The sequence below is a fragment of the Alteromonas sp. OM2203 genome (genome assembly GCF_048517045.1).
Taxonomy (GTDB): Bacteria; Pseudomonadota; Gammaproteobacteria; order Enterobacterales; family Alteromonadaceae; genus Alteromonas; species Alteromonas gracilis.
Genome location: NZ_CP183209.1, coordinates 3551057 through 3569163, shown reverse-complemented (window position 1 = coordinate 3569163; position 18107 = coordinate 3551057). Strand labels below are relative to the sequence as shown.

Below are 18107 nucleotides of genomic sequence, written 5' to 3'. Positions count from 1 at the left end.
GGGGTTTTGTATAAGTCACCTATCTAAATAGCAAGCCCGTTAAGAAAGCGGGCATGTTTATTACTAATGTAGCTAAGGCCTTCAATGGCAGAGTTAAGCGATTCGGCATCGGCGAGCTGCTCAAACCACGCATTAATTTCTCGCCCCTCTATCAAACCCATGACAGCTCCTAATACAAAGCCACGGTGCACGTTGTCTCCACCTACGTTCGTATTGGCCATAAGTGCGCGCTTAGAGTTATCTACATAGCGATAGGCAAAGTATAAAATACTTGGCCACGCATCACTGATATAGCATGCAGGTGAAAACGTACGGCCCACTACTTCAATATCGCTTTTTTTCTTTGAAATTAAACTAGGCAAGTTCAGCCTACCAGAACGCTGAGCAATATCTTCAAGAATAGCGGCAGGTTCTTCATCCTCTCTGAGCATCAACCTATTCAGCAAGTCAACGTAGAGGTCGCAAACCATAGCAAGTGATTCATCTGGATGGGTCAGAGAAAGATGATGGCGACAAATTGCTTGAATATCTTTGAGTGGCTGTTGTTGAGCTATCTGAACAATAGCAAGGGGCGTTACCGATACCAGCCCGCCAATAGATGCGGTATCGTGTGTTACTGCACCGCATTGATTTGCAGGAATCCCACGTTCAAGCTTGGCAAAAAAGCCGCGGTGGTAAGACTCCGCATAGGTGTCAGGATGTTGTGGCTCATCAGCGCGCATAAAGGCTATATAGCGCGAGAGAAATTCATCGGGTTCATAACCCTTGAGCGCACAGGCTAAAACAATGCGAGCACAATGTGCATTGAGTGTATTCTCTCCAGCTTTCATTCCCTGATGATAATGAACGTTGTCTTTACCCCAAAACTGTCTTTTCCCTTTAAGAATGACCTCGCCCACTATTTCCCGCTGACTGCCAGACGCCCTGTTTGCACGTCCGCCTTGTTGTGTAGAGTGCAGCGACATTATGGATGAAGGGTGGAACGAAGGGGCATCTTCAAATTGTTCGATACCTAACGGAAAGGCTTTATAGATATCGGCAGGGTTATAGTACCAGTGCACAGGCATGGCAAGGGCATCGCCGATAAACGCGTTCTTAAGTGCGGCTTTTGCGCGCTCTAGTTTCAGTGAAGACATATTTCTCTCGCCTATGTGTTGATGCGCAGTAATGGATATTTATTTACTGACCGTAAAACGTTTACGCGTGAGTAACCCAAAGTGATCGTTCTTTTACCCCTCAATTGCAGCTGTATTGAAGACGTATGGGAAAAAGGCTGATGGTAAAGGTAATATGGTTTTTACAGGAGGAAACGCGCTGGCGATAACTTTATACTCGCTTTTTTTAAACGCGCAATGGGTGCCCTAATGTTCATCGAAAAGCGACTTATTCCGAATGTATTTTCGCATATAGTGATACGTGATAGGGCGCAACAACCAGCTTTTAAGAGACATTAAAAATCGCCTGTGAGTAGGCGTGTTTTCATAAATTTTATCATCATGCAGCCAAAGCATTTTCCCCACATGCCAAAAATAAAAAGGGAAGGGAGGCATGAAAGTTATCACGTCAAGATCGCAGCAAATGCGATACGTTCTATGATGTAATAGGTAATGTTTATACCATGACCGCGTTCCGACGGCCGGCTGCCCGAAAGTGACTACTCTTTTTACCGATTTCGCAAACCTTCTCTCAAAATAGTCGGCCATTAGCACGGCGACGGCGCCGCCAGATGAATGGCCTATAAAAGAAAATCGCTTGCCTTGCTCGCGAAGGGGGTCTAACACTTTAACCAGTAGCTCTCTAAGCGGTAGTGCGTCTTCTGAGGTTTTCGTACTTGAATACATTGGCTGAGCAAGCAATCTGGCAAAACCCCAATGTACAAAAAAACTTCTGTTTAGCTGTCGTAATCTATACGGTATGAAAAACAAATTGGCGAACCAGTCTTTGAATCCTAGCGAACCACGAAAAACGATAATGACTTCTTTTTTGTTTTTTACCCACAGGATCCTTACGCTCATTCTGCCGTACTTGTCCACAAGGTGGCGTTCGTGAAAGGGGTCTAATATTTTTTGATATTGTGCGTCAGCATCAGGGTAGGCGAGTTGGCAAAGAATGGCATATCGTTCGTATTGATAGCGTTTCAGTTTCTTCATGAAAACTCGTATCGAAGCAATTTGCGTGTTTGAGGTTGAGCCTTCGCAGACTCTTTCCGAGAGTTTCCTACGTTACAGGTGGTTTATTTCAGAGTTATGACGGCAAAGGGTTATTTTGCTTGAGTGATATAGGGCCCAGAACATAGAGAGCAGAGAGAACAGAGAGAACAGAGAGAGCAGAGCCAACGGTTTACTCTCTAAACAGGTTGTTTTAGTCAGTTATTTCAGCAGCGACAACAGAGATTTCCACAAGTAGCGCTTCGCGCGCCATATCAGCGGTTACACAGGCCCTTGCTGGCGCATAACCCTCGGGCACCCAGTTGTCCCACACCTCATTCATCTTGGCAAAATCATCCATAGTTTTCAGATAAATAGTGGCAGAAAGCATATGTTTTCTATCGCTACCCGCTTGAATAAGCAGGCTGTCGACTTTATCCAACATAGTCTGAGTTTGGTGAGTAATGTCTTGTGTGGCATCAGCACACACTTGCCCACATAAATAGATAACGCCATTGTGTTTCACAATACGACTCATGCGCTGCTTAGTTTCCATTCTTTCGATGTTCATTAAAAAGGCCTTTCAATAAATTGGGAGAGGAAATGTTGAGCGACTTTAATCGGTTTGCGGGGGTACTTCAATTTATTCTCACTGCTGTTAGCTTTGCAGCTTGAAAGAGTCACAACACGTTAAACAACTTATTCTCTCTAATTTAAAAAATATTGTGAGATTTATTTCTCGGCCGCGAATCATTAGTCAACTACATTCTATTTGGGTAGGAGCAGACACTAGTGGTAGGCATGCTTTTAGACCAACTATAAAGTGATTAAGATAAAAAGACTTAGGCTATGCAAAGATTCAATCCATTGAGAATAGTGAAATGAGCGTCGATAGGCATGGAATGTACTTAGACATCATAGAAAGGCACAAGGGAATAGTGTTTAAAGTCGCTCGCTCCTACTGCAGCAATGAGTTTGACCGAGAGGATTTAGTCCAAGAAATTCTCGCTCAAATCTGGCGTTCTTTAGATACCTACAATGATAGCTTCAAAATAACAACTTGGATGTATCGAGTGGCGCTTAACGTTGCGATATCGTTTTACAGGAAAGATAAGACAACTGCTTATAAGCATACAGAAATAGAAGACAAGTTAATGAGTTATGACATGGAAGCTGAACGAGCAAATGAACAGAGTTTGAATGAGTTATACACATTTATAAACGAACTGAGCAGCGTAGATAAAGCGGTATTCTTGATGTATCTAGAAGGTGAAAGCCAGTCTGAAATTGCGGCTAATTTAAAAATCACAGTTTCAAATGTTTCCACCAAGATCAGTCGAATTAAACAGAAGTTAAAGACAAAATCGGCTTAAGAAAAAAGGGATGAAATATGAATTTAGAACAGATGCAGTCTGTGTGGCAGGCACATAGCGAACAGTTAGATGAGAGTATGAGCCTGAATAAAAAACTACTTCAAAAGATACAGGCTGAAGGTAACAAAAGCGAGTTGAATAAGCTCATTTTGACGAGAGCCATTGAAGGCATTGTATTTTTTTGCATCGTTCTTTCTTTGGGAACCTATATGGCTTCGTCCTGGAGTCTAACCGCACCGGTGGTCTCTGCATTTGTGCTCAATGTATTTGCAATAGTAGGGCTAGCCGGGAGTATCGGCCAAATCGCGGTGTTAAGTAAGATAGACTTTTCGAAACCAATGAAGGAAATCTTGAATGATCTAATTGCTGTAAGAACGCACAGTCTGAATGTTTTTAAACTACTAATTCTATCTGCACCTTTTTACATGGCTTATGTATTCCTGGGCTACGACCTGTTTTTTGGCGTTGATTTATTCTCATTAATGTCGGCAAACACAGCAATTAGATTTTCAGTTGTTGGCGTGATATTTGGAGCTATGGTGGCGCTGCTTGTCCATAAACTCAAGCCAGAAAATAGAACAAATAAATTAATTGCTTGGCTTTATCAGGAAATATCCGGCCGCAGGTTAACGCACCTGTTAGATCAATTCGAAAGTATGGACAAAGAGTGAGAAGAAGGGGCCATTAGATTGTTTTTTAGCGAGGCACATCAGTCCGGAAAAGTCGATAAGACCGATACTCGGCCGCCACGCTTGCGTGGCAATTTGCTGAATTTCAGGCACAAAAAAACCGACTCAAAAGTCGGTTTAAGTATCTGCTTCTGTAAGAAGAGATGGTACCAGTGGGCGGACTTGAACCGCCACGCTATCGCTAGCAACGGATTTTGAATCCGTCATGTCTACCAATTCCATCACACTGGCATAGTGTATAGACATCAACGTGGTGTTGATGCTTGGCATTATAGCGATGCCGCGCGCCTATACAACTACTTTTTGTGCTTTTTATGACTAAGTGCCGAAAGATTGTCCAAAGGCGCTCGCCGCTTCAGCCATTTCTTATTTTTTGTCACTCGGTATAACCTTACTCTTATCTTTCAATTAATAACTAGGTTTGCCGCTGCTACCATCTCTGAAGCGTCCAATTAAGTGCAATTACCGCAATGATTGAAGATGCAATTGGCATTATTGCCTTGGCGTAAACCTTTACGTTTCGAATAGCCAGTAGCAGGGGTAGCAACAAAGAAACAATGGCGAGTTGACCTATTTCAACCCCTAAATTGAAGGCCAATACGTTCATTACCAAGCTGCCCGACTGGGCGTTGAGGTCACCAAACACGCTGGCGAATCCCATTCCATGTAATAGTCCAAAGCCAAAGGTGATAAATCCTAATCGCATGATGATCGGAAACATGTTGTTTAATGCGGTGATGGCCACGGATAAGGCGATACCTAACTCTACTATACGGCTATCGAGCGTAATGAAATTGAGCGCTGTGGCCGTTAAGGTTATTGAATGAGCAAGAGTAAATGTGCTCACAAGTATCACCGTATTTTTAAAAATACGCGCTTTGCTTGCCGCTCTTTCCCAGCGGTTATTGTTTCGACGAAGGTTCACGGTAAGTAAGGTAGCAACCAAGAAGAGAATGTGGTCAAGCCCGATGAAAATATGCCAAATACCTTGGTATACCATTTCACCAAATTGAGTGAGCCAGTCATTGTTTAGAGGGGAAACAGTAATTGATGTTCGCTCGCTGTCTAATACATATACCCCGTTAAAGTCGTTTAGCGTTATCGATGTAAGCAACTTATGGGTAGGAAAGTCCGCGACAATGCCTGTGTATTGCACGGTTAGCTCATTTAACTTTGCGCAAGTGACTTTAAGCGGGTAGGCCAACAACGATTCTGCGGATATATTTTTTATAGATGGTGGCGCTGTACTGAGCGCACAGCGCTGGCCATTATCACTGATGATAACATTGCTCTGTATATAACTGTTTGCCAAGCTGTGGTGTCGATTCACCTCGCCCCACGTAAGGCTACCGTTGTTATCAATATCTAACCCTGCAGCGCGACCGATATCTTCGGGTTTTAATAACAGTTCACCGGCCAGCACAGTGTCTGATGTGCTATTAAGAGTTAAATACCCGTTGCTCAACTCGTGAGATAAGACGTCAGTACTAAGAAGTGTAAACATTAATAGCGCTATAAGCATGTTTATACTTTTTTGATTGAAAAAGGCAACAGTGCTACACATCAGTGGATACCGCCTTTGCTTGTCGTGCCCGCTCTAGCAATTGCTTATCGCTATTATTTTGCGCATATTGCCAGTTAAGTTCGGCAAACTTTAAAGCTAGGGCATAGTTTGGTTCTACCTCTAAAAAGTAAGTTGCGACTTGTGCCGCGTGTGAGCTATCTTCACGCCAAACGCGAATCTCCATATTTTTAGCTAACTGAGATTGTACAGGAGAGGTTTGAATGCCCTGTGCTCGCTCTGCCTTAGCCCATTGAAGGAGTAAGCCGTCATCGGCAGTAGATATGTCAGGTACAGAGGCCTCTAAAGTCTCGGTTATGATTTTAAAATTGCCAAGCGTAGTCTGCGCTTCTGCCCAAACCAGCAAAGCGCTAATCGGAAGCTGTGAGAATTCCGTTTTGCCTAATAACTGAAGTGCCTCTTCAGCATTGCCTAATTCTAGCGTCATGTCTGCAAGCACTTCATAAAACCATTCTTGTTCAGTATGTGTGGCTGAACCGGTATATATTTCAAATGCTTTAAGCTTTTGTAGTAACCTAGGTTCAGCTTTTTGCGAAAAATCTGCGTTTACCATACAGGTAAAGGCAATCAAGAAGCTGGTTTTTCCAACTAACTGTTCGCAATATTGTTTTGCCTGTTTTGCGTTGCCCCGCTGAATATTGATATCTGCAAGAAGCAAATGCGCAGCTGGGGAGCGGTAATGTGATATTTGTGCTAAATGCTGCTCGGCTTGCTCAAATTTATGAATACCTTGAAGTAACCTAGCTTCAAGAACAACAAGACGCTCTTTTTGACCTAGATTTAATGCGTCATAGTTATTTCGCATTGCACGTGTAAAGCGTTCTACACGTTCCCGTTCATTGCCCTGTGCAAAAAGATATCGGCTTTGTGATAAAAGTTTATCTGCTTCATCAAAGCCTTTAATTGATGCGTGCTGGGGCTCCCAGGTTGCTATCACGGTATTGTAATTTAATGCTTCGTTTTGAATGTTTGCTGCGTTAGATTCGGTAATAAGCATTAGGTTTGAAAATAGGAGGGTGAAAGCAAACGTTTTAATAAACTGCATTGTCGTTTCCTTTAAAAAAGCCTTCCATGGCTTTACGGTTGACACTGTTTTCCGCTACCGATCCAGACTGTTAATCGATGAGTAAATCGTCGAAAGTCGTATCATCAGCATCCTGTGTGAACTCTCTTCCGTTAATTGGTAGTGGTTCGTCGGTAGGGGCTTGGTTAAATGCATCACGGGTATAGCTAGAAAACGATACCTGCTGAGCTTCTATGGTTACAGAAACCGATGCAGTCACCTCAGGGTTTACACCATCTGACACGGTAAACGTAAAGCTATCGCTGCCTGTTACCTGAGCGTTTGGTGTGTAAGTGAAGCTTCCATCAGCGTTAACTACAGCACTACCTAAGCTACCGTTTTCTCCAAGGCCGAAGGTAAGCGAATCGCCATCTTCATCTGTCGCAGTTAACGTACCGTCAAAGGCAATATCAGCTTGCGTCGTCAGCATCTGATCCACCGCTACTGGTGCCACATTTTCCTCGGGTGGCGTGTAATCGTCGTCATCATCGCTGTCAAAACAGCCCGAAAGCGCTAATACCAATCCCGATATGACCCAAACTCGGCGAGAGCGAGCGTTCGCTGAAGCAAAGCGCGCAATCGAAAATTGGCTGGAGTCATGATTAAATAATGTTTTCTTCATAGGCATAATTGCGTTCCTTATTCTGAACCAGCAAGCGGTGTTTTAAGGTAAGGGAATGCGTTATCAATCATGCTGGCGTCTACAGGTGCGCCGTCAGTGAAAGGTACGGTGCCCACACTTGCATCTTCTGGTGCACATAAACCTAAATCAGTGTCTTCACCTGCTACTGGAATAGGGTGACATAGGCGTCCCATTACTACGCGAAGTGCAATGTCCACCACGTCATCACCTGGGCGGCGACCGTTAGGGAAACCTGCTAAGTCATTTCCTGCTACACCAAAGGCCGACTGTGATTCAGCAGGTGTTGCTGGAATTCCAGTGTTTAGGCGAAGCATTTCAGACGCAGTTACGGTAGCTTGTTGGTTAACACCTGGGAAACCAGTTAGGAACGCTGTTACCAAGTCCGTGCGAGGGAAGTTAGTTGGTGCAAGAGTTTCAATCTCCGTACCCAGCGTGGTATTTACCGCATCTTTGAAAAGAATGTTAAGTAACTCAGGCAGTGATGGGTGAGTCACATAATCAGCGAATTGACCATCATTGCTAGGGTGAGAGGTTGAGAACTTATCCTTGTCACCGATACCAATAACCAGTTCATTCACAAGTGGACTTCCTAGACGAGAAACCTGTGTCATCGCTCCACCGTTAGTTTCTGGTTTTTCAAACGTCGCATCTGGGTTAAGAATGCGAGCTTGAGGTAAGCTTGCCGTTGTCCAGCCGCCAATTACGCCGTTTCCTTCGCCAGTCACACACGCAGCAGGCACTTCAATAGAAAGTGCCGTTACGTTCTTGTCTGCCAAGTCATCGTTCATCGCGCTTTGAGTAATACCGCCCGGGAACCCTTGGCCATCACCTGCACCCGGCGCACTGTCACCTTCAACAGGTACATAGTTTACAAGGTCAAAAGTTTTACCCAGATTTACGACGAAGGGGTCTTTACGCTGCCCAACGAATACCTTGGCCATGTCGTCGCAACCAGGGATGCTGAACGAATAGATAAAGCTTTGGGCATAACGGGCGTATTCCGCTTCGCTTGTGAAGGTTTTATTGCCGATATAATCAAGGGGCTTTTTAAACATATCGCCCATGGCTGGCGTTAGCGTTGTACGCGTACCTGTTTTAATGTCGCCACTGACCATAGTAAGACTGTACATTTCTGAAAAGTTTGCTGCGCTTGAATCATCTGCACTGATACCGCCAACGTTTTTAAGCGGTACTTTTACCATCTTTTTATCGCCTTCTGGGCCGATGGGTAGCGCTATACCTTCATTATCAGCAGCTAGCATGTTATTAAAATTAAAAACAAAGCTAATGTCTTCTACAGCATCACCATCGTTATCGATATGAATGGCGTAGTGGGCATTTGGATCCATAGCAAAGTAGTTAGGGCCGCCGTATGCATCCTGCAATGGAATGTAGTTTGCGATGAAGGTGACGTAGCCTTCTCGGCCTTGTTCATAACTGTTAAATGCGTAGAAGTCAGTGCTGTCTAGCGCTGGATGACGAGTAATGTTCGGTGCTTCTCTATGGCTTGACGCGACTGCGCCCGCTGTTATGGCTGCACACGTTACAGCAACGGCCAAAGACAAGGTTTTGCGTTTAAATTGGATCATGTCGAGTCTCTCTGTTTTTATGAGTTCAAAAGTTAAACGACTGAGTTTTGGCTTTAGATGCAAAATAATTTAAAAAAATGAAAAAAAGTTTTTACAGAAAGTTTAGATATAAAAAAGGCCACATAAACAGTGGCCTTAAGATGTGTCGCTTTTTGCTAGAAAACTTAAACTGACACAATAGGAGCAATATAAAGTACTTCGGTCGGCGAGCCAGTCACCGAACCACCTGGCGCTTCTAAACTAACAGCCAGGGCTGCGATACTTTGACTAAGTAAAATGTCGGGTGTCGCCCGAGTATCTCCGTTAGCCTCCGGCAAAAGCCCGAGCGAAATCGGTGCTTCGCCGTTTGCTGGTACCATCCAGAGTTCATAGTCTTTATCTGCAAGGGCAACAAAGGCATCAGTCACCTTAACGTTCATACTATCGCCTGAAACTTCTATTACCCACAATGGCGTGTTGTCTGCGTTGTTGACCACGGCAATATGCGAAACGACAGGAGCTGGTACAGGCTGCATGACGAAAAGTAATACGGCCAACACCATTGCTGCAGCTGTAGATATGAACGATAAGTTCTTCCAGCGTTTCTGCTTTTCTTTCTCAAAGTCGATAACCTCGCCAGACTTACTAGAAGGTTGTGTATCGCTAGCTACGCTTGCGTCGTCAGCGGCTTTATGTCCAAGTTTTACTTGGATGTTTTCCCACACGTCGTCTGGCGGCGTCACAGGCGGGAGCGTCTCCGCAAAGCCGGTTAGATATTGTTCCCATTGGGCCGTTGCATCGCTCACCGCTTGATATTGCATCATTAACTTTTGATAGCGTGTGCGCGCTTTACCTCTGAGGGTACCAACAACGTATTCCGCTGCCAGTGCATTAAGTCGTTCTTCTTTCAAATAATTCATAGTGACAAGCACCTCTGCAAGCTCTGCAAGCCTCGTCTTATCCAGCTTTTAATTGTACCAAGGGGCGAGGCCAAGTGACTCACCACTTCTTGATGAGACATACCGTTAACGTAAGCTAAATGAATAGCTTGGCGCTGAGGGCCGTCTAATTCATCCAAGCACGCGGCTAGTTTAGCTTGCTCTGCACCCAGTTTAACATTTTGTGAGCTCTCTACTCCCGATGGTGCATCATCGTTTAGCTCAACTTCGTTTCTTACATTGTGATAGCGAATTAAGTCCAGTGCCCGATAGCGCACAATGCTTACCATCCAAGTGAGCACGGTGCCTTTGCCTCGCTGATAATTGCCTGCGTTATGCCATATTTTAATGTAAGCATCTTGTGTGGCTTCATCGGCAAGCTCTGGCCGTTTTAGTAGCTTTAAAGCAACTGCATAAAGCTGTGGGCTGGTTATTTTATAAAGCTCTGCGAAGGCTTTTTTGTCACCGTCTGCTGTTTTACACAGCAAAGGGAACAAAGTTTCATGTTCCATCGTTGCTCCTACCTTTTATTGTTATGGCACCATTCTCACGATGATACTGACTTTCGAAAAATGCTGCTTCTAAGTATTTAAACTAGCACGCTTTTTAAACATTCACATAAAATATTGCGGCGTCAAAAGGGCCTACGCCGCTATTGCTATTAAAAGCTTATGCGCGGTTAATATTTCAAGGAAACAGTAAGACGAACGTTTCGTGGTTCAACCGGGTGATAGTGCAAATCCTCTATGCCATCTTCAGGTTCGCCAGGAAGTCTCGACGCATAAAAGTAGTCGATATCATGATCATCACTATCAAGGGCGTTCAACACTTCTAAAGTCACGTCCCACATCGGCTGACGATAAGCGACCTGTGCGTTCATTAAAAACGTTGATGGCGGTGAAACTTCATCGAAGCTTTCCACCGTACGAGAACTTAAATAACGACCTCGCAGCGTATAACTAAATCCAAGCTGGTTGCTGTTTTGAAAATACGTGAGGCCCGCGCTCACAACGCCCGGAACTGTACCGTCAATATGGCGGCCTTCGCCTTCTACGCTGTCGCTGAATCTTGCTTTTGTCCAAGCAGCTTCAATGTCAGTTGTTAAATGATGATTAACCCAGTAGTAGGCACTTACTTCTATTCCGTGTCTTTCTGATGGTCGACTCGCTTCGGTGAAGCCTGCGTCGCCGACATAAACAAGTTCACTATCTAGTTCTAGTCGCCACAATGCAGCTGAAACGTTATAAGTTCTATTGTCGGTAAAATTAACCCCGGCTTCATAACCAAGAGACTTCACTAGTAACGGTGATGGTTCGGTTGCATCCCCACTTACCGGATCTACAGTAATAGTTGCACCCCGCGCGTCGTTTGAGTGATAGCCTTGACCGATATTGGCAAATGCGGTGAGCTGTTCAGACAGCAAGTATTTCAGACCTGCTTTTAACGTAAAAATACCATCGTCAGCACTACCGCTGTTGGCGTCTAAATCGCTATCTACGTCAACATCTAAGTAATCATAACGACCGCCTAACGACAGGCTTAATCTATCGTTTAGAAAAATATTGGACTGAGCAAAAAGTGCATAGCTGTTGCTTTCTACCGCGTCTTCTCTAACGGTGCCAAACCGGGTTAAATTTTGAGTGCGATACAAGCCTACATTGTCAATATCGTCAAAGCGCCACTGGCCGCCCAAGGTAATACTGCTCCCTTCTGTAATAGCGAGGGGGAGGGTAGTGAATATTTCACCGCCATAGATTTTTCTATCATCAGCTTGTTCGAACTGATCGCCTCGCTCAGGGTTATCGAGGAAGTAAGTGAAGTTAGAAAATAAACTAAGCTCAGTGTCTATGGCATAAATAGAGGCGTTCCATGTGTCGCTAGCGTAGTTTGCAGATAGGCTATAGCGAGAAGACTCCCCACCAACCTGGGTATCGATAGAGCCAAGGCGGTCTATTAAGCCGCTTTGAATAGCACGCTCTGGTACCTGATCGGCGCCATTCCAACTATTATCATAAGCCATGCCTGTTATGGTAAGTTGGCCATCTAACATTGGCGTAATATATCGAATATGAGCGTTTTTCTTTTTTACGTCTTCGTCAACATCAGTCCATGGGCCGTCATAGGTTTGATATTCTAAAGCCGTAACAACGCGGCTTTCTCCTGTTTCAAACTGGTTTAGTGCAACGGCGCGCTTAAATCCAAACTCGCCTAAACCTAAGAATACCTGGTTATTTTCAAGGGAATCTCTCAAATTAAAAATCGCGCCGCCTGCGCTAGAAAAATCGCCAATGTTGGCATAGTAGGTACCTTTAAAGTAGCTAAGGCTGTCGATGAGTTCAGGAATTATAAAGTTTAGGTCGCTGTATCCTTGACCGTGGCCGTGGCTACGCATGTTGACCGGCATTCCATCAACGCTTACGGTAAAATCGGTTCCATGGTCAAGATTAAAACCGCGAAGAAAATACTGGTTGGCCTTCCCTGAACCGCTGTGTTGCGTCACCATCATACCCGGAATAAATTCCAATATTTCACCAGCGCGTAGCATTGGGCGGTCAATCATAGTGTCACCCGACACCCATCCCTGAGAAGCAGAAATAAATTCTCCATCTTTTACCGACGAGTCACCGCGTACCCGAATATGCTCAATATCACCTTCTGGGTCATCGAGGGCGAGTGTGGGCGCAGTTGCGAGTAATATAGCGCTAGCAGTTAATGTTTTTGCAAAAGTTAATGTGGTCACTTTATGATTTCCGTTATCAGTTTTAATAACCATAACGAATGAATGAGGTGCTTGGATGCATTTTTTTAATAACTGTGCAGTCATCGATTTATCAATCATATTATTAAATGACGTTTAGTGTGGCTTATTGTGTTTATGCTATAGGGCGCTTGTGTCAAAATATGCATCGAAAATGATGATGTGAAGAGATACCCGTGGCACGACACGATAAGAAAGTTAAGAAAAGGCAATCGGCACCAAAATCGTCGACGACTGCTGAACATGAAAATGCGAGTAGCGTAGACTCAGAAAGTGAAACCCTTGAGCGAGCGGGGTTTATCCGCAGGTTACTTGCTATGGTTTACGACACCCTAGTGGCAACCGCCGTAGGCATGTGCGCAGCGATGGTGATGATAGTCACGCTGGTGGTTATGTTAAAAAACGGTACGCTCGATTTACAGGGGTACGCGGAGCCCGCTGACCTTATTCAGGCGTCGTTTGGCTATAAGCTGCTTATTCAAGCTTGGGTAGGCTTGTGGATAGCTGGTTTTTTCTTATGGTTTTGGCGCAGAGGTGGGCAAACATTAGGTATGCGAGCTTGGCGCTTGCGGATTTATAGCACCGTTGAAGAGCCCATGACTTGGCCTCGCTTATTCATTCGACTTTTTGCATCGCTAGGTGGTCTCGGTACTCTGTTGGTCTTATTTGATTTTAAGAATAAACAGTCACTGCAAGACCGTTTAGCGAAAACAGAAGTGTTGAAATTAAGCAAAGAGGCAAACGATCACAAAAGCTGGTAGCGTGTGTGTTGGTTGGCTTGAGAAACATATTTTAGAAGGCTATCACTTACTAGCGACGATAATCTATCGGTCAACTGGTAGTGAGTATATAAGCTTTAATACGAAAAAAAGTATTAAAAAAAAGAGGCGAAGCCTCTTTTTTTATATGTGCTGTAAGCTTTCAAAACACCAAGCGTAAGTCACGTTGTTGTTTGATTATCGCCTTAGCATAATACCTGCGACGGCAGCAAACAGCAGGCTTGGTAGCAAAGCACCAAGGAACGGCGGCAACTGATATACTAAGCTCACGGGGCCAAATACTTCGTTTAATATAAAAAAGCCAAAACCTGTTAGTACGCCCATAATAACGCGAGCACCCATAGTCACGCTGCGCAACGGTCCGAATATAAACGACAGCGCCATCAACAACATAACGCCAACTGATATAGGCTGAAAGATTTTTCGCCACAGCGCTAACTCATAGCGAGATGGATCTTGGTCGTTATTATCTAGATAGTTCACGTAATCAAGCAGGCCAGTAATAGACAATGCTTCGGGCTTAACCGCCACAATCCCCAATTTATCGGGAGTAAGGGTCGAGTTCCAGCGCACACGATCGCTTTCATCTAACGTGACATTGGTTTCTGTAAACTGGGTTACTTCCACGCTGTTTAGCCACCAGCCATCGCCGTCAAACTCTCCATTTTTCGCATAGGTGATACTGTCTAGTGAAAGGTCAGCATTGAAACTAAATATGCTCACATCTTTTAGCGAGTCTTGGCTCAGCACTTGGCCAATGCTCACAAACCTGTCTCCATCCTTTGCCCATACAAGCTTGTCAGATGAAAATAAACTTCCGCCCGAAATGGCTTCTGTTCTTATTTGTTTAGCTTTGGTTTCACTGTAAGGCGTTACCCATTCACCTATGGCCATCACCAGTAAAATCATAACAAGCGTCGATTTCATGGCCGAGTTGATGATATTCCAGCGGCTCATTCCCGATGCTTGCATGACCACGAGCTCACTGTTGCTGGCCAAAACGCCCATGCCAATAAGACCGCCAAGCAGGGTAGCCATAGGAAAAAATTGTTCTAAATCACGGGGCAAGCTTAGTAGTACGTAGATAAAAGCGACGAGCATGTCGTAGTCGCCTTCGCCAATTTTTCGCAGCTGTTCTACAAATTTAATAAGTGCGCTTAAGCCAATAAGTACACTAAGCGTAACGGTAATAGTGCCTAACAGCGTACGGGCGATATATAAATCGAGGATCTTAAACATCTATTTCTTCCTCAATATCCAAGCGCGAAGCTCTGTGCCAGTTTTCCTGTCTCGCACAATAAGCATAACGCCTATTATCAGCATAATGGTATGAACCCACCATAAACCAAGCTGGGGCGGCATTTTTCCGTCCTCTAATACTCGTCTGCTTGCAAGTAGTAGTAAGAAGTAGCCAAGGTAAAGTAAAATGGCAGGGAACATTTTCCCAAAGCGCCCCTGACGCGGGTCAACGGCGCTAAGAGGAACGGCAATAAGCACTAAAAATGGGATGGATAAGGGGATAGCAATACGCCATTGAAGCTCTGCTCTAGCTTCAATACTGTCGTCTTCCCAAAGCTCGTTGGTGGGCAAAACACTTACCTTGCGACGGGTCTCGTCTGCAGGTTTATCGGCTATCTGAATCTGGTATTCATCAAACTCAACTTTACGGAAGGCCTTTTCAGACTGCTTGCCTTCGTACTGCACCCCTTCTTTTAATACAAGGTTTCGCGTGCCGTCAGGGTTATTAGCCACTTCACCAGTTTGCGCATACACAACGCGGACATCGCCTTCGCTGTCAGCTGTTTGATTTTGCGACAGGAAAACACGCTGTAAAGTGTCACTCTTGTCTACATCATGAACAAAAATAACCGCTTTCTCGTTACCGGTCTGTTGGAACCGGCCAGGCATCAGCGCCGAAAGTCCCGCCTCGTTTCGCGCTTTTTCCCGCAGTTGATATTCATTTTCGGCAGCCAGAGGCGCGAAATACAGTGTGATCGCGCCAGTAACTACCATGATGAGCACAGATAAAAATAGCATCACCCGCGTAACGTACCATTCACTGATACCACAGGCGCGCATCACCGTCATTTCACTGTCTACATAAAGCCTGCCGTGGGCCAGCATTATGCCTAAGTAAGCACTGATGGGCAGCACCAAAGATGAGAGAATGGGGGCATATAAACCCAAGAATCCAAGCACTAGCCCAGCGGGAATGTCACCGTCTGATGCATCGCCTAAAACGCGCACAAATCGCAAGGTGACAAAAATGGCCATTAGGATGAAGAAAATCGCTAACTGAGATTTCAGCGTTTCCTTAAGTAAATAGCGGAATATCAGCATCTCAGCCCTTCCGGAAAATTAGGAATTTTAGTGAAAGAATGCACAATTTTGTTTAAACTTACTGTTTTTACAAGTTTTGCCTGCAATCATAAACCGTTTGCACGGTGTTTTGACGCAAAATTAACCTATATTCAATAGGCATGAAAGCGTGTATTGCAGCGAACTAAAAAGTTATGCTGCGTATTAAAACATAAAGCAGCGCGAAACGTTACGTGATTTTAGTCATCGTGCAAACCATAAACGACGAAAAGCGAGGTGATATCGTGGAGTTTAGTGTAAAAAGTGGCAGTCCTGAAAAACAACGCAGTGCATGTATTGTTGTGGGTGTCTTCGAGCCGCGTCGCCTAACGGCGGTGGCCGAACAACTAGACGAAATCAGTGAAGGTTATATCAGCAACTTGTTACGCCGTGGGGACCTTGAAGGTAAAGCGGGTCAAATGTTGTTGCTACACAATGTACCTAACGTACTGAGCGAGCGCGTGCTTCTAGTCGGTTGTGGCAAAGAGCGCGAATTAGATGAACGTCAGTATAAGAATATCATTGCCAAAACCATTCAAACGTTGAATGAAACGGGTTCAATGGAAGCAGTGTGTTTCCTTACCGAGCTTCACGTTAAAGGCCGTGATACTTATTGGAAAGTGCGCCAAGCTGTCGAGGCAACGGAAGACACGCTTTACACCTTCTTGCAGCTTAAAACGAAAAAAGGCGAGCCTCGCCGCCCGCTGCGTAAAATTGTATTTAATGTACCTACCCGTCGCGAACTGACGGTGGGCGAGCGTGCTATTGAGCATGGCTTGGCCGTTGCTCGTGGTGCAAAAGTGACTAAAGACGTGGCCAACATGCCACCAAACATTTGTAACCCCGCTTATCTGTGGCAACAAGCGCAAGAGCTAGCTAGCCAATACGACAGTGTCACTGCTGAAGTGGTTGATGAAACCCAAATGGCAGAGCTAGGTATGCAGGCATATTTAGCGGTTGGTCGTGGGTCTGACAACGAAAGCATGATGAGTATTATGCATCACCGCGGCGGTGCTGCAGACCAAGCACCTATTGTGCTTGTTGGTAAAGGTCTTACTTTTGATTCTGGCGGTATTTCAATTAAGCCAGGCGAAGCCATGGATGAAATGAAGTACGACATGGGCGGCGCTGCAGGCGTGCTTGGCACAATGCATACCATCGCTGCACTTAACCTGCCAATTAACGTTATCGGCGTACTAGCAGGCTGTGAGAACATGCCAGACGGTAAAGCATACCGCCCAGGCGACATTCTAACGACCATGTCGGGCCAAACCGTTGAAGTGCTTAATACTGATGCAGAAGGCCGTTTGGTATTGTGCGACGCACTAACTTATGTAGAGCGTTTCGAACCAGAGCTTGTTATTGATGTTGCTACGCTAACGGGCGCGGCAATTATTGCGCTAGGTCATCACGCAACGGCAGTAATGAGCACGCATAACCCTCTTGCTCACGAGCTACTAAATGCATCGGAGCAAAGCTCAGATCGCGCATGGCGTCTACCGCTATGGGATGATTACCAAGAGCAGCTTGAAAGTCCGTTTGCCGATATGACAAACCTTGGTGGTCGCCCTGCAGGGTCAATCACAGCGGGTTGTTTCCTGTCACGCTTTACTAAAAAGTACAACTGGGCGCACCTTGATATTGCCGGTACGGCATGGCGCAGTGGCAAGAACAAAGGCGCAACAGGCCGTCCAGTGCCAATGCTGTCTCAGTTCTTGATGAACCGCGCAGATATCAAATTAGAGGACTAATCATAAATGCCACAAGTGATATTTTATCAACTTACCAGCAGTGACAATGGTGTGGCAGGCCGCGCCAGTGAAGTCATTGCGTCAGCGTTTGCCAATAAGCAAAAAATTAGCGTGTTGTGCGATACACAGGCGCAAGCTGAAGAAGTTGATGAATTGTTGTGGCAGCTACCGGCTGACCGCTTCGTGCCCCATAATCTTTTTGGTGAAGGGCCGCAGTCGGGAACGCCGGTGGAAATTTGTTGGCGGCCAGAGCAGGTAGCCAGACGACAAATGGTGGTAAATGTGGGTTCCGGCATGGTGCCTTCGCCTAACCAGCATCGTCAAATCATCGATTTTGTACCCGTGGACGAGAATGCCAAACAGGCCGCACGGGTGAGATACAAAAACTATCAGCAAGCTGGATGCAATATGCAGTTTAAATCTGCATAGCTCATTCGCGTTTAGCTTCAATTTGAGAG

At 45.2% G+C, this 18107-nt stretch carries 17 protein-coding genes and 1 tRNA gene; 5 read left to right on the top strand and 13 right to left on the bottom strand.

Annotated features, from left to right (window positions below; translation table 11 throughout):
• Nucleotides 1-23: 23 nt before the first annotated feature.
• From ACM0P2_RS15795 to ACM0P2_RS15785, 3 genes are all read right to left on the bottom strand, one after another.
• Nucleotides 24-1136 (bottom strand): ADP-ribosylglycohydrolase family protein, encoded by a 1113-nt coding sequence (locus ACM0P2_RS15795; protein WP_419226794.1) that lies wholly within the window; start codon nucleotides 1134-1136, stop codon nucleotides 24-26.
• 225 nt (nucleotides 1137-1361) lie between these two features.
• Nucleotides 1362-2150: a lipase family protein gene (locus ACM0P2_RS15790; RefSeq protein ID WP_159120070.1), complete on the bottom strand. Its 789-nt coding sequence runs from the start codon at nucleotides 2148-2150 to the stop codon at nucleotides 1362-1364.
• Nucleotides 2151-2361: 211 nt separating this feature from the next.
• Entirely contained in the window at nucleotides 2362-2718 is a 357-nt protein-coding gene (locus ACM0P2_RS15785) for a RidA family protein (RefSeq protein WP_159120071.1), read from the bottom strand.
• 310 nt (nucleotides 2719-3028) lie between these two features.
• Here ACM0P2_RS15785 and ACM0P2_RS15780 point away from each other — a divergent pair, with 310 nt between their 5' ends.
• Nucleotides 3029-3520 (top strand): RNA polymerase sigma factor, encoded by a 492-nt coding sequence (locus tag ACM0P2_RS15780; protein ID WP_419226793.1) that lies wholly within the window; start codon nucleotides 3029-3031, stop codon nucleotides 3518-3520.
• A gap of 17 nt (nucleotides 3521-3537) precedes the next feature.
• Nucleotides 3538-4191 carry a hypothetical protein gene (locus tag ACM0P2_RS15775; RefSeq protein ID WP_419226792.1) on the top strand — a complete coding sequence of 218 codons (654 nt, stop codon included), beginning with the start codon at nucleotides 3538-3540 and terminating at the stop codon, nucleotides 4189-4191.
• Nucleotides 4192-4353: 162 nt separating this feature from the next.
• Here ACM0P2_RS15775 and ACM0P2_RS15770 read toward each other — a convergent pair.
• From ACM0P2_RS15770 to ACM0P2_RS15735, 8 genes are all read right to left on the bottom strand, one after another.
• Nucleotides 4354-4440, bottom strand: a tRNA-Leu gene (locus tag ACM0P2_RS15770).
• A 199-nt stretch (nucleotides 4441-4639) separates the two neighbouring features.
• Nucleotides 4640-5713, bottom strand: a complete 1074-nt coding sequence (locus ACM0P2_RS15765) for a HupE/UreJ family protein (protein WP_419226791.1) — start codon at nucleotides 5711-5713, stop codon at nucleotides 4640-4642.
• A 52-nt stretch (nucleotides 5714-5765) separates the two neighbouring features.
• Entirely contained in the window at nucleotides 5766-6836 is a 1071-nt protein-coding gene (locus tag ACM0P2_RS15760; RefSeq protein WP_173359170.1) for a hypothetical protein, read from the bottom strand.
• 70 nt (nucleotides 6837-6906) lie between these two features.
• Nucleotides 6907-7482, bottom strand: a complete 576-nt coding sequence (locus ACM0P2_RS15755) for an Ig-like domain-containing protein (RefSeq protein ID WP_159117750.1) — start codon at nucleotides 7480-7482, stop codon at nucleotides 6907-6909.
• Between the two features lie 11 nt (nucleotides 7483-7493).
• Nucleotides 7494-9086 carry a DUF4331 domain-containing protein gene (locus tag ACM0P2_RS15750; protein ID WP_120962006.1) on the bottom strand — a complete coding sequence of 531 codons (1593 nt, stop codon included), beginning with the start codon at nucleotides 9084-9086 and terminating at the stop codon, nucleotides 7494-7496.
• A gap of 164 nt (nucleotides 9087-9250) precedes the next feature.
• The gene (locus ACM0P2_RS15745; RefSeq protein ID WP_159117751.1) at nucleotides 9251-9985 is read right to left on the bottom strand and encodes an anti-sigma factor; all 735 of its coding nucleotides are present in this window, start codon (nucleotides 9983-9985) and stop codon (nucleotides 9251-9253) included.
• The gene (locus ACM0P2_RS15740) at nucleotides 9982-10515 is read right to left on the bottom strand and encodes an RNA polymerase sigma factor (protein WP_173359169.1); all 534 of its coding nucleotides are present in this window, start codon (nucleotides 10513-10515) and stop codon (nucleotides 9982-9984) included. The genes ACM0P2_RS15745 and ACM0P2_RS15740 overlap by 4 nt, the downstream gene beginning before the upstream one ends.
• Nucleotides 10516-10682: 167 nt before the next feature.
• Nucleotides 10683-12776 carry a TonB-dependent receptor gene (locus ACM0P2_RS15735; protein WP_419227710.1) on the bottom strand — a complete coding sequence of 698 codons (2094 nt, stop codon included), beginning with the start codon at nucleotides 12774-12776 and terminating at the stop codon, nucleotides 10683-10685.
• A gap of 161 nt (nucleotides 12777-12937) precedes the next feature.
• Between ACM0P2_RS15735 and ACM0P2_RS15730 the strand changes: the two genes are divergently transcribed.
• Nucleotides 12938-13522: an RDD family protein gene (locus tag ACM0P2_RS15730; RefSeq protein ID WP_173359168.1), complete on the top strand. Its 585-nt coding sequence runs from the start codon at nucleotides 12938-12940 to the stop codon at nucleotides 13520-13522.
• Nucleotides 13523-13717: 195 nt separating this feature from the next.
• Here the strand turns inward: ACM0P2_RS15730 and lptG are convergent, their stop codons facing one another.
• Nucleotides 13718-14779: an LPS export ABC transporter permease LptG gene (gene lptG, locus ACM0P2_RS15725; protein WP_419226790.1), complete on the bottom strand. Its 1062-nt coding sequence runs from the start codon at nucleotides 14777-14779 to the stop codon at nucleotides 13718-13720.
• Nucleotides 14780-15880 carry an LPS export ABC transporter permease LptF gene (gene lptF, locus ACM0P2_RS15720; protein ID WP_159117756.1) on the bottom strand — a complete coding sequence of 367 codons (1101 nt, stop codon included), beginning with the start codon at nucleotides 15878-15880 and terminating at the stop codon, nucleotides 14780-14782.
• A 263-nt stretch (nucleotides 15881-16143) separates the two neighbouring features.
• Between lptF and pepA the strand changes: the two genes are divergently transcribed.
• Together pepA and ACM0P2_RS15710 are read left to right on the top strand one after the other, a co-directional pair.
• Nucleotides 16144-17649, top strand: a complete 1506-nt coding sequence (pepA, locus tag ACM0P2_RS15715) for a leucyl aminopeptidase (RefSeq protein ID WP_105929652.1) — start codon at nucleotides 16144-16146, stop codon at nucleotides 17647-17649.
• 6 nt (nucleotides 17650-17655) lie between these two features.
• A complete protein-coding gene (locus ACM0P2_RS15710; RefSeq protein ID WP_105929440.1) occupies nucleotides 17656-18078 on the top strand; it encodes a DNA polymerase III subunit chi in 423 nt (140 codons plus the stop codon).
• Nucleotides 18079-18107 lie beyond the last annotated feature (29 nt).